General features: G+C 69.1%; 9 protein-coding genes and 1 pseudogene. 1 reads left to right on the forward strand and 9 read right to left on the reverse strand.

Features of this window, described 5'->3' with window-relative positions:
* From WBA97_RS11270 to WBA97_RS11300, 7 genes are all read right to left on the reverse strand, one after another.
* The coding region (locus WBA97_RS11270; protein WP_424230695.1) for an FAD-dependent monooxygenase at positions 1–1,673 on the reverse strand (1,673 nt) is incomplete at its 3' end.
* Between the two features lie 129 nt (positions 1,674–1,802).
* Positions 1,803–3,497 carry an FAD-binding protein gene (locus WBA97_RS11275; protein ID WP_424230696.1) on the reverse strand — a complete coding sequence of 565 codons (1,695 nt, stop codon included), beginning with the start codon at positions 3,495–3,497 and terminating at the stop codon, positions 1,803–1,805.
* Between the two features lie 103 nt (positions 3,498–3,600).
* Positions 3,601–4,851, reverse strand: coding sequence for an Nramp family divalent metal transporter (locus WBA97_RS11280; RefSeq protein WP_424230697.1), 1,251 nt, complete (start codon positions 4,849–4,851; stop codon positions 3,601–3,603).
* Positions 4,852–4,902: 51 nt separating this feature from the next.
* Positions 4,903–6,552: an FAD-binding protein gene (locus WBA97_RS11285; RefSeq protein WP_424230698.1), complete on the reverse strand. Its 1,650-nt coding sequence runs from the start codon at positions 6,550–6,552 to the stop codon at positions 4,903–4,905.
* 2 nt (positions 6,553–6,554) lie between these two features.
* Positions 6,555–7,622 (reverse strand): LLM class flavin-dependent oxidoreductase, encoded by a 1,068-nt coding sequence (locus WBA97_RS11290; RefSeq protein ID WP_424230699.1) that lies wholly within the window; start codon positions 7,620–7,622, stop codon positions 6,555–6,557.
* 147 nt (positions 7,623–7,769) lie between these two features.
* Positions 7,770–8,591: an AfsR/SARP family transcriptional regulator gene (locus WBA97_RS11295; RefSeq protein WP_424230700.1), complete on the reverse strand. Its 822-nt coding sequence runs from the start codon at positions 8,589–8,591 to the stop codon at positions 7,770–7,772.
* 76 nt (positions 8,592–8,667) lie between these two features.
* Complete coding sequence (locus WBA97_RS11300; RefSeq protein ID WP_424230701.1) at positions 8,668–9,648, reverse strand: aldo/keto reductase; 981 nt, start codon at positions 9,646–9,648, stop codon at positions 8,668–8,670.
* A 170-nt stretch (positions 9,649–9,818) separates the two neighbouring features.
* Between WBA97_RS11300 and WBA97_RS11305 the strand changes: the two genes are divergently transcribed.
* Complete coding sequence (locus tag WBA97_RS11305; protein WP_424230702.1) at positions 9,819–10,343, forward strand: flavin reductase family protein; 525 nt, start codon at positions 9,819–9,821, stop codon at positions 10,341–10,343.
* Between the two features lie 93 nt (positions 10,344–10,436).
* On the opposite strand, the gene WBA97_RS11310 is transcribed toward WBA97_RS11305, so the two are convergent.
* Both WBA97_RS11310 and WBA97_RS11315 read right to left on the reverse strand, forming a co-directional pair.
* The gene (locus WBA97_RS11310) at positions 10,437–11,228 is read right to left on the reverse strand and encodes an SDR family NAD(P)-dependent oxidoreductase (protein WP_424230703.1); all 792 of its coding nucleotides are present in this window, start codon (positions 11,226–11,228) and stop codon (positions 10,437–10,439) included.
* Positions 11,229–11,425: 197 nt separating this feature from the next.
* Positions 11,426–11,815 (reverse strand): annotated as a pseudogene (locus WBA97_RS11315) (hypothetical protein); the annotation flags it as partial.

Here is an 11,815-nt window from a genome sequence, read left to right on the forward strand (position 1 = left end):
GGCCACAGCCACCGGGCGCACCGCGTTGTGTGGCCTAACCCGCCGCTCACGGTTCGCAGCAAGGCCTCCGGGTCGTCGGGGATCCGGTTCCCGCGCCAGGCGAGATGCTGGTCGGGGCGCACCAGCGCGAGGTCACGGCCGTACAGCTCACGCGCCGCGTCCAGCGGGACGTCGAGCACCGTGACCGGCACGCCGAGGCGGGCCGCCGCACCACACAGCGGGCCCGCGTCCTCCGCCCGCCCGCCGAGTCGCAGCACCGTGAAGTTGCTGCCCAGCAGGTCATACAGCGACCGGCGGCCGTGATGGGCATCGCTCAGCCACACATGCGGCGTCCGTCCACCTGGGACACCGCTGGGGTGGTACTCGTGGAACCTGTCCACCGGCGGGACGTCGGCGGGATCGGCGGCGACGATCGGCGACTCGTCGTATCGCGCGCCGAGCTGGACGCCGAGCGTGTCCAGTGTGCGGAGGCCGTAGTCGGCCAGCTGTTGGCCGACCCGCCTGCGTGCCTCCGCACCCGCCGGTGAGTCCTCCTCCAGAGCGGCGGGCCGCCCGATCGCGCCGAGTCCGACGTTCAGCTCCCGGGCGGCGGCCGTGTTGCGCAACGCGATCGGGCGGCGTTCGGTCTCGTAGGAGGCCACCAGCCCCGGACCGGCCCAGCCGTGCACGGCGGCGGCGAGCTTCCAGGCCAGGTTGGCCGCGTCGTCCATCCCGGTGTTCATGCCGAAGCCACCGTTGGGGGTGAACAGGTGCACCGCGTCGCCTGCGAGCAGGACCCGGCCCGCGCCGAACCGTTCGGCGACGAGGGCGGCACCCGGTGTCCATGGCCGGTAGTCGAGTACCTCCACCCGGTGGTCCGCACCGATCGCGCGCCGGACCAGGTTCGCGAGCACGCTCGCGTCCACGGTGGCCGCGTCGACGGAGCTCGTCAGCAGGAAGAACTGGTCCCGTCCGTCGAGCGCGATCAGATTGAGCGCCAGCTCGTTGTTGATCGCCCAGTAGCTCCACGCTCGTCGATGGCCGAGCAGTTCGGTGTACAGCTCGGGCACCCGCAGGTGTGCCGCGATGGCGGTGCGGCCGAGGATGTCCTGGTCGATCGAGCCTGCACCCGCGTACCCGATGCCGAGGGTGCGGCGGACGAGGCTGCGGCCACCGTCACATCCGACGGCGTAGGCGGCCCGGGTCACCTCCGGCTCACCGCGGACCCCGGCCGGTTCACTGTGGATGGTCACGCCCGCAGCGTTCTGCCGGATGGCCCGCACCGCACGGCCGAAGCGGAGCGTGATGCCGGGCCTGGTCGCCGCGGTCTCCAAGAGCAGGCGTTCGACGTACATCTGGTTGGCGCGGTGCTGCGGTTCGGGAACCTGGTCGGTGCACGGCGCCTCCTCCGTGGCGCGCAACAGCTCCGCTTCCGGCGGATGCGGCAGCCTGCACAGTTCGAACCCGGCGTAGCGGGTGAAGAAGGAGATGCCGGTCGGGTGGTCCCACGGCAGCCCGAGCCTGCGGACCTGCCCGGACAGGCCCAGCCGGCGGTAGTGCTCCATGGTCCTGGCGTTGTGGGTGCTGCCACGCGGCTGTTCCCGCACGCCGAGTTCGGCGTTGAACACGACCGACCGCACGCCGTGCCGGTCGAGCAGCAGGGCCAGCAGCAGGCCGACGGGCCCGCCTCCCACGATGGCCACCAAGGGCGGTGTTGGGCTGTGCACGCGTACCTCCGGTCGGTGAAACTCAGTCAATCCGACCGTATGGCAGCGTTTCGTCGACCGCGATCGCCGCTGTTGCGGCCATATTCGCGCCGGTTCTCAGTCGGGCAGGCGCACGGACTGCCGGTGGTGGAACATGTCGCGCGGGTCCCAGGCCGCCTTGACCCGCTGCAGCCGAGGGTAGTTCTCCTTGTAGTACAGGCCGTGCCAGGGTACGTCGGACCGGTTGACCTCGGGATCGGACAGGTCGGCGTCCGCGTAGTTGAGATAGCAGCCGTCGGTGACGTCGTCGGGCACCGGCACGCCACCGGTCTCCGCGTAGATCTCACCGTAGAACGACCGCAGCCACGACACGTTGCGCTCGTCCTCGGCCGGGTCGCTCCACAGGATCTGCCAGTACATCTTGAAGGCGCTGTCGCGGTGCGGGAAGGCGGTGTCGCCGGGAGCGACGGCGTTGACCTGACCGCCGAACGAGCTCAGCGTGACCTGCACGGTGGGGTTGTCGATCGTGTCCGACGTCAGGTTCCGGTAGATGCGGTCCACATGGGACTGCCGGAATCCGGCACGCATGTACGCGGACTTGAACTCGCCGCGCAGTGTCGGGTCGTTCAGCAAACCGTTCGTCAGGCCCATGAACCGCATCGCCTGCAGCCACGGGATCCGCCGCGCCGCGAAGAACTGCGGCATCGGGTTGCGTTCCCCCATCGTCGAGGACAGTGGCCGCTGTTCGGTTCGCACCCCGGCGGTCACCGCGGCGACGTAGTCCTCGAGCAGCCGTTCGGCGTCGGGCACCGTCGCGTCGAGCTGGGTGGTGAGACCGATGCTGCCCTGGGACCGGTGGTTCAGCTCGAGGTAGCTGCACAGGCCGCCGTACGGGCCGCCAGGGTCGCGATGCGCCACGTGCCAGTTGGCGTAGTTGTGCGCCAGCGCGCTGAACTCGTCGGCACTGATCGAGTCCCACGGTAACGAGACGGCCTTGATCAGCACGTGCTGTGGTGGGCGCGGCAGCACCTGCCCTGGGTTCGAGCCCGTCGCACCGGGAGATCGGAACCAGTACCGGGTGATCACGCCGAAGTTGCCCCCGCCGCCGCCGGTGTGTGCCCACCACAGGTCACGGTGGGGGTCGTCGGGTTCCCGGGTGGCAACGACCGCGCGCACCGCGCCCTCGGCGTCCACGACGACGACCTCCACCGCGTACAGGTGGTCGATGCTCAGCCCGTGCTTGCGGCACAACAGTCCCCAGCCACCGCCCGCGATGTGACCGCCGACGCCAACGGCATGGCAGATCCCCGCGGGAATCGTCACTCCCCACTCCTCGTACATTCGCTCATAGACGTCGAGAAGGGTGGCGCCTGCCTCGACCGCGACCGCGCGCCGGGCGGGGTCGAAGTAGACGCGGTTCATCCTGGCGGTGTCGAGAATCATGGTGACCGTGGGGTCGTGCACGAAGTCCTCGTAGCAGTGGCCGCCCCCGCGCACCGTGAGCCGCACACCCGTCCGCACGGCTTCCCGCACCACGCCGATCACCTGGTCGGTGTTGTTGACGAGGTGCACCGACGCGGGCCTGCTCGTCCACCGGGTGTTGTTGCCGGTGATCAGGTCGGGGTACTGCTGGTCGGCCGGGGTCACGACGGTGGCCGGTCCCGGAGCCCCGGGAGTCGCCGGGGAGCCCGATCCGGATGGGTCGGCCGCGGCCGGGTTCGACCCGGTCCCGGCTGCCACCAGGAGGCCCCCGGTGGCGGCGGCACCGGTGAGGAACCGCCTACGGCCGACCGGGTTCGGGATGCCTGGCATCGTGCCACCTTTCGGGAGAGCGGGAAGGACGGCCCCATGCTTCCCCGGGCGGCTGAGCAAACGCTCGAGAACGATACGTGATCAACTGGCTACCGAAGGCGACTCAGCCGGCCAGCTGCTGGCCGAGCAGGACGGCGTTCAACCCGATGATCAGCGCCGCGGCCACCCATGCCACCACTGTGGTGCCCCGCCGGTTCACCAGCTCCCCCATCACCTCGCGGTCCGCGGTCAGCCGCAGCAGCGGCACCAACACGAACGGCACGCCGAACGACAACACGATCTGGCTCACCAGCAGGGCGTCCATCGGGCTCCACCCCAGTGCCAGCACCACCACCGCGGGCACGATCGACACGGCCCGCCGGAGCCACAGCGGTGTGGTCCGGCGCAGCAGACCGGCCATCACCACCTGGCCCGCGTACACCCCGACACTGGACGCGACGAGCGCGGAGGCGAGCAACGCCACCGCGAACACGGTCGCGATCGCAGGCCCGAGCACCTCGCCGAACCGCGTGTAGGCCTCCGACAGGGACAGCTCCCCCTCGTGCCGCAGTACCGTCGCCGACACGAGCATGCTGGTGTTGACCACCGCCGCGACCGACAACGCGATGAGCACGTCGAGCCGGGTGCCACGCAGCGCGGCGCGGCGCTCCTCGATGCCCGACCCCGGTGCCAGCGACGCGGTCAGCGCCGAGTGCAGGTAGATGGCGTGCGGCATCACCGTCGCACCGATGATGCCGACGGCGACGGCGACGCTGTAGGGCCCGGCGAGGCTGGGCACCAGACCGCCCGCGACCGCGGGCATGTCCAGTCCGGCCGCGATCACCTGGTAGCAGACGGCGAGCAGGACGATGAGCAGGAACCCGCACACGACCGCCTCGAACATGCGGCGGCGCCTGCTGTGCACCGCCAGCACGGTCACCATGCAGGCCGCGCTCAGCGCGCCACCGGCCGCGATCGGGATGCCGAACAGCAGGTTGAGCGCCACAGCGGCACCGACGACCTCTGCGATGTCGGTCATGATCACGACTATCTCCGCCTGGAACCACAGGCCAAGGCGCACGCCGGTGCGGTAGCGGTCGCGGCAGAGCTCCGGCAGCGTTCGCCCGGTGGCAAGGCCCACCTTGGCGGACAGGTACTGGACCAGCATCGCGGTGAGGTTCGCCGCGAGCACCACCCACAGCAGCCGATAACCGAAGGAAGCGCCCGCGGTCACGTTCATCGCGACGTTGCCCGGGTCGATGTAGGCGACCGCGGCCACGAACGCGGGCCCCAGCATGGGCAACGTCGTCGCGATCCGGCGACGAGTCGAAGCGTCACCCTCGGGCCGCTGCTGGACGCTCGCAGGCTGGGTCACGGCCACTCCTTCGCTTCAGGTCCGGTCGAGAGGCTTCGGACGGGCCTGGACTCAGGCCGGTCGCACGGACTGGGCGTGCCGGAACACGTCGCGTGGGTCCCAGCGAGCCTTGATCTGCCGCAGTCGTGGGTAGTTGTCGTTGAAGTACAACGTCTGCCAGCCCACCGGTGAACGGTTGCGGTCCGGGTCGGACAGGTCGATGTCGGCGTAGTTGACGTAGCATCCGTCGGTCACCGCGTCCGGCACGGGCACTCCGCCGGTGTCGGAGTACACGTCCTCGTAGCACCCGCGGATCCACCGCAGGCTCTCGTCGTCGGCGGCGGGATCGGTCCACTGGACGTACCAGATCATGTTGTAGATGGCGTCCCGGTGGGCATAGGCGGTGGCGTGCCTGGACACCGAACCGATGCGGCCGCCGAACGAATGCAGCTGCACCATCGCGGCCGGGTTCGTGAAACGGTCGTCGGTGAGCCAGCGGTGCAGCGCGTCCACGTGGCCGCGCGGCATCGGCTCGCGCAGGAACGAGGACTTGTAGTCCATCCGCAGGCTCGGGTCGTTGAGCAGGCCGTCGGTCGTGCCGAACCGGCGGGTCGCCTGCAGCCACGGCAACCGTCTCGGCCGGTGGAACTGTTCGGTGAGCCCGTGTGCGGCCGATGGCACCGTCACGGGTACCGGGTCGACGGCCACGTCCCGGCCGACGGTGGCGACGAAGTCGGCGAGCACCCGCTCGGCGTCGGGGTGGGTCGCGTCGATCTGTGCGACCAGCCCGAGCTGGCCCGCGGCACGGTGAGTGAGGCTCATCAGCGCGCACAGGCTCGCGGCCGGCTCTGCCGTGTCCGCGTGCTCCCGGTGCCAGCGGCCGAAACCGTCGACCAGACCGCGAAAGTCCTCGGCGGTCAGGTCACGCCACGGCCATGCGAGACCGAGCACGAGGACCTCCGCCGGCGGCGACGGGAGCAGCGCGGGCGGCGGCCCCGTGCGATCGGGGGTGCGGAACCAGAACCTGGTCACGATGCCGAACGTGCCGCCGCCACCACCGGTGTGCGCCCACCACAGGTCGTGATGGGGATCGGCCGGGTCGCGGCCGGCCACCACCGCGCGAGCCCTGCCGTCCGCGCCCACCACCACGACCTCGACGGCTTCGAGGTGATCGACGGCGAGGCCGTGGCGGCGGGCCAGCATGCCCCACCCGCCACCCGGCACGTGACCGCCCGCGCCGACCGTGTAGCAGATCCCCGAGGGCACGGTGACGCCCCAGCGCCGGTACAACGTCTCGTAGACGTCCAGCAGCCGGGAACCGGCACGCACCTCGAACGCGTCCCGCGCGGCATCGAAGCGGACGCCGGTCAGCTCGGAGAGGTCGATCACGAGGTCGACGTCCGGGTTGTAGACGAAGTTCTCGAAGCAGTGGCCGCCGCTGCGCACGGTGATCCGCTTGTTCCCGCCGACCGCCGCGTCGACCGCGGCGACGACCTGCTCGGTGGAGGACGCGACGCACACCGCGTCCGGCGTGCCGACCCACCGCTGGTTGAGGCCGCGCACCAGATCCGGGTAACGCGGGTCGCGCGGGGTGATCACCACCGGTGGCGGGCCGGTGGGCCCGGCGGCGTGCGCGACACCGCCGCCGCGCACCGTCATCGCACCCGCGATGGCGGATCCGGCCGCCAGTAACGCCCGCCTGCCCACCTGCCCGGGCGACATCCTCAGCTCTCCCCGGTGAAGGCCGGCATCACCTCGGAGGCGAAGAGCCGCAGCGCTCGTTCGCTGTCCGCCCGGTCCATGTGCCCGGGGTTGAACTGCAGGCTGACGGTCAGGTCGGGACCGAACGCCGCCCGCACCTGATCGATCTGCGCACTGACCTGAGCAGGCGTGCCGACGAGCACCTTGTTCTCGGCCACGTTGGCGTCGAAGTCGTACTGCCGCACCTGATCGAGCACCTTCTCGTAGCCCGGGTACGCCGACGAGCGGGTGTTCGCCCATGCGGCGAACGCCTCCAGCATCTGATCCATGTACTCGCGCTCGAACCGCCTGCCCGCGGCGAAGGCTTCGTCGCCGTTCTCGGCGACATAGCAGCTGTACTTGATCTGGATCCGGGCGCCACCTTCCGGATGCCCGGCGCCGGCCCACGCGTTCCGGTACGCGGAGAGCATCTCCCGCACCTGTTCCTCGGTGGTGACCAGATGGACCAGCTGCAGGTGGTGGCCCGCCGCCCCGGCGGCGGCGCAGGACTCCGGGCTCGTGGCCGACGCCACGAACACCGGCGGATGCGGCCGCTGCACCGGGCGTGGCAGCAGGGTGATCGGGCCGAAGGTGTAGAACTCGCCCTTCCATTCGACGTTGCTCTCGGTCCAGAGCCGTTTGCAGGCCTCGACGCCCTCGGTGAAGCGCGCGCGGCTCTGGCTCATCGGTACCTCGAACCAGGCGAACTCGTCGGGAAGGAACGCCCTGGCGAAGCCGACGTCGAGCCGCCCGCCGGACAGGTTGTCCAGCATCGCGAGCTTGCCTGCCAGCTGGATCGGGTGGGCGAACGCGGGGATCACGGCACCCGTGGTGATCCGGATCCGCCGCGTGGTGGCGGCGATCGCCGCGAGCAGAATGGTCGGGTCCGGGCAGTAGCCGCCGTAGCCGGATCCGTAGTGTTCCACCGTCTGCACGTGCTCGAAGCCCAGCTCGTCACCGAGCCGGCACAAGCCCAGCACCTCGTCGTAGTAGTCGGATGCCGACTTGACGGACGGCGAGAAGACAGGAAAGAAGTTCAGGCCGAACTGCATTGTCGCTCCTCGATCGAATTCCGTGGCTGCGCAACAGGCGGCTCACGTTCGCCGCGGGCGCTCGGACGTTCGTCAACGATGGCAGCGGGTCGCGGCGCACCGCAACGAAGAGGCTTGATGTCGCAGGAATCGCTGGAGAGCACGGCCTTACATACGGGCCCCGGCAAGGTCGAGCGAAAGCCGGAAGGGTTCGTCCACAATGTCCTGATCACGCAGGTTCGCCGACAGTATCGACTCGTACAGCCGGTGAATACGGCGCGACGGCGAACGGTGGTGTTCCGCGGACAGGCTGCCGCGCAGGCGATGGAACGCCGCGAGCGCGTCCGCGCGCCGCCACGAGCGGCTGAGCGAGATCATGAGCTGCGCCGTGAAGTTCTCGCGTGTCGGGTACCGATGTACGAGAGCGCTCGTCTCCGCGACGAGTTCGTGGTGCCGTCCCAGCCGCAGGTCCGCGTCGATACGCTCCTCGAGAACCTTCAGGCGTTGTTCTTCCTGCCGCCACAACACCGATTCCAGCAGCGGCCCCGGGGTGACGTCCGCCATGGTCGAGCCGCGCCATAACGACAGCGCGGACCCGAGTAACGCCGCGCCCGTGCGCACCTGGCCCTCGGCGATCGCCTGGCGCCCCGCGCTGACCCGGCGGTTGAACAGCTGCGTGTCGAGCTCGTCGCTACCGACTCGCAGCCGGTAGCCCCGCTGGCAGGTGACCAGCCGATGGCTCGGCGAGTCGGGAAATCCCGGTGGCGCGGTCAGGGCCTTGCGAAGCTGGGTGATGTGCGTGTGCACCGCCGCTGTTCCGCTGCGTGGCGGAGCGGTGTCCCACACCTCCTCCTGGAATTCGGCGACCGACACGCCCCGGTTCGGAGATGCCAGTAACAGAGTCAGTATCTGGCGAAGTTTGGGTGCCGACGGCACGAATTCGCGTCCCTGCTCGACGGCCTGAATCGGACCCAGGATTCCGAAATGCACAACTGACCTTTCTCTTGGCGGTACTACCGGCGGCGTCGTGTGCCGCCCGTCATGACATGAATGAGGCAGGAGACGCTCAGAGATCCACGTCGGCCATGCCGCGGCCCGGATAGCGCTCGCCGCTGACCGTGCCCATGGGCACGGCGCGGTCCAGTTCGGCGACCTCGTCGGCGCTCAGCCGGATACCGGTCGCCGCGAGGTTCTGCTCGAGGTGTCGAACGTCGGCGGTGCCGGGGATGGGAACGACGGACGGATCCTTGGCGAGCAGCCAGGCGAGAGCGAGCTGGGCGGGAGTGTGTCCCCACGCCTCCGCCATCCTGGTCAGCGCGCGGAGGGCGGTCAGGTTGGCCGCCAGGTTGGTTCCCTGGAAGCGGGGATCGGTGTGGCGGTAGTCGTCGTCCGCGAGCGAGCGCAGCCGATCGGCGCTGGTGGACAGCAGTCCCCTGCCGAACGGCGAGTAGGCGACGATGCCGATGTTCAGCTCCGTGCAGGCCGCCAGCACCTCACGCTCGACATCGCGTTCGAACAGCGACCACTCCATCTGCACGGCGGTGATCGGGTGCACGGCGTGCGCGCGGCGGATGGTCCCGGCGTTCATCTCCGACAGCCCGATGTGGCGGATCTTCCCGGCCGCCTGGAACTCCACCATCGTCTGCATGGTGTCTTCGATCGGCACGTCGGGGTGGCGGCGGTGGATGTAGTAGAGGTCGATCTCGTCCACGCCGAGCCGGCTCAGCGAGGCGTCCAGCGCTTGGCGTGCGTAGCCAGGGCTGGAGTCGACGTACAGGCCGCCATCGTCGCGGTGGCCCAGGATGCCGAACTTCGTGGCGACGACGGCATCTCCTCGACGACCCGCCAACGCCTTGCCCAGTAACGTCTCGTTGTGGCCCTCGCCGTAGAGGTCAGCCGTGTCCAGCATCGTGATGCCGGCGTCGAGCGCACGGTGGACGAGGGCTATCGACTCGTCGTCGTGCACCGGTCCGTAGACGGGTGACAGGGGCAGGCAGCCCAATCCCAGCTCAGCGACCTCCAGGCCATTTAACTTTCTATGTTCCATATCTTCAAATCAACTGGTTGACGATGCACGACACAAGCGGAAAACCGCCATCGAGTTCAGCGCCTGCCGACATGCGGCTGTTTTCGGTGCTCAGGCTGGTCTCCAGCGATATGTACGCAGCTGACGGAAGACTGTGGATTAGCGAGTCACCCACCTTCGGGAGTTCCATCATGCTCAAGGGAAGCGAGATCGCACCAGCGACGCCGCGCGACGAAGGCCGGTGGCTTCGCGACATTCTCGGCCGGTTCGCGACGGGAGTCGTCGCGGTCACCGCCGTCGAGCCCGCCAGTGGCGAACCGGTCGGGCTGGTGATGAACTCCTTCACGTCCGTGTCGCTGACCCCGCCGCTCGTCGCGATGTGCGTCGCGCACACGAGCAGCAGCTGGCCCCGTGTGCGGTCGGCATCGGCGCTCTGCCTCAACATCTTGAGCGACCGGCAGGGCGAGCTGTCCGCGCGCTTCGCGTCGAGTGGCAGGGACAAGTTTCGCGGCGTCCGCTGGACGTGCTCGCCGGCGGGAGCCCCGATCATCGACGGATGCCTGGCCTGGCTGGAATGCGAGGTGGTTACCGAGCACGCCACGGGGGATCACATGCTGGTCGTGGCGCGGGTACTCCGAGCGGACCACAACGGCGCCGGGAACCCGCTCGTGTTCTACCACAGCCGGTACGTGACCGTGTCCGGTGGAATGCCGTGAACGGGCAGGCGGATCCAGGACGGTAGCGGGACCGGGTCCGGACACGAGCGTGGCTCGCCTCCGGACCCGGTCGACCGGGAAGGTCCGTGACGCTCAGACGGTCTTGATGATGCCGCCGTCGAGGACGTAGTCGGCGCCGGTGATGTTGGCCGCCTGCGCGGATGCGAGGTAGAGCGCCAGCGACGCCACCTCGTCCGCTTCGCTGAACCGGCCGGTGAGCATGCCGAGTGCCTGCGGCACGACCTCGTCCACCGCCTGCTCCGGCGTGGTGCCCGCGGCGCCGGCGACCACGTGGGCGAACCCGCCCGGCGCCGTCCAGAACGGCGTACGCACCGGCCCGGGCGAGATCTGGTTGACGCGGACCTTGTGCGGGGCGAGCTCGATGGCGAGCGACTTGTTCAGATTGGACAGTGCCGCCTTCGCCGCGCTGTAGTGCGCGATCGCCGGGTCGGGCAGCCTGCCGTTGATCGACCCGATGTTCACGATCGTCCCCTGCCGGGCGATCAGCGACGGAAGGGCGGCGCGAGAGGTCCGTACGGCACTGAAGAACGTCACATCGAAGATCCGCTGCCAGGCTTCGTCGTCGATGTCGGCGAACGTCGGGCCTGGCTCGCTGGCCCCGACGTTGTTGATGAGGATGTCGAGCCCGCCGTGCGCTTCCACGGCGGCCGAGATCAGCTCGTCAGGCCCCTGGGCGGTGGACAGGTCGACGGGAACGACCGAGACACCCTGATCGTCGCGGACGGTGGCAAGCTCGTCGGTCACCGTGCGGGAACCGACCACGACGATGGCACCCTCGGACGCCAGCCGACTCGCGATCGCCAGGCCAATCCCCTTGCTTCCGCCGGTGACGACCGCGACCTTGTCTTTGAGGTTGAGATCCATGCAACCATTCTGTCGCGACACGGGAGGCAGCACTGGCGAGAATCCGCCACGTAGTTCGACCGCACCGATATTTCCCTCGATCGTGTCCGCCACACCGGGCCCCGTCCTAATAGGCCGATCGACGATCGATAGACTGGTGTGTTCGTACCAAGCATTGGAATTCTTACAATGTTCCTACTACCCGAAGTGTGCGTTGACTACCGGTTCGGTGCATCAACCTCGGAGATGGGGCGTCCGTGCCAGTGGATGGTCTCCGGTGGCTCGAAATGCTTCTCGAGGTGCTCATGCTCAAACCCGCTCTGCAAATGGAAGTTGAACATGGAGCCGTCCGGCCAGGTGATCGTGCGCTTTCCGTAGTCGATCCGTGGTCGGTGTGGTTCCCGCGCCTGCCAGAGGATCCGCAGCGGTGGGGCGCTCGCCGGGTCCACGTTCGTGGCACCGGTGTCGACCACCGCGAGCCCCAGGTGAACGTCAAAGTCGGTTTGTGCTGGTAGCGGCGGTGATGATGGGGATGATTCGGGTTCGGTCGGCGGCGTTGCGTTGCAGGGTGCGGGTGATTTGGGTGATGCCGGCCAGGCGTAGTAGGC

The sequence above is a fragment of the Actinophytocola sp. genome, from assembly GCF_049647105.1.
Classification (GTDB): domain Bacteria; phylum Actinomycetota; class Actinomycetes; order Mycobacteriales; family Pseudonocardiaceae; genus Actinophytocola.

Excerpts from the sequence above, each read along its gene's own strand:
- WBA97_RS11275 (WP_424230696.1), bottom strand. The coding sequence starts at position 3,497 with ATGCCAGGCATCCCGAACCCGGTCGGCCGTAGGCGGTTCCTCACCGGT.
- WBA97_RS11285 (WP_424230698.1), bottom strand. The coding sequence starts at position 6,552 with ATGTCGCCCGGGCAGGTGGGCAGGCGGGCGTTACTGGCGGCCGGATCC.
- WBA97_RS11290 (WP_424230699.1), bottom strand. The coding sequence starts at position 7,622 with ATGCAGTTCGGCCTGAACTTCTTTCCTGTCTTCTCGCCGTCCGTCAAG.
- WBA97_RS11300 (WP_424230701.1), bottom strand. The coding sequence starts at position 9,648 with ATGGAACATAGAAAGTTAAATGGCCTGGAGGTCGCTGAGCTGGGATTG.
- WBA97_RS11305 (WP_424230702.1), top strand. The coding sequence starts at position 9,819 with ATGCTCAAGGGAAGCGAGATCGCACCAGCGACGCCGCGCGACGAAGGC.
- WBA97_RS11310 (WP_424230703.1), bottom strand. The coding sequence starts at position 11,228 with ATGGATCTCAACCTCAAAGACAAGGTCGCGGTCGTCACCGGCGGAAGC.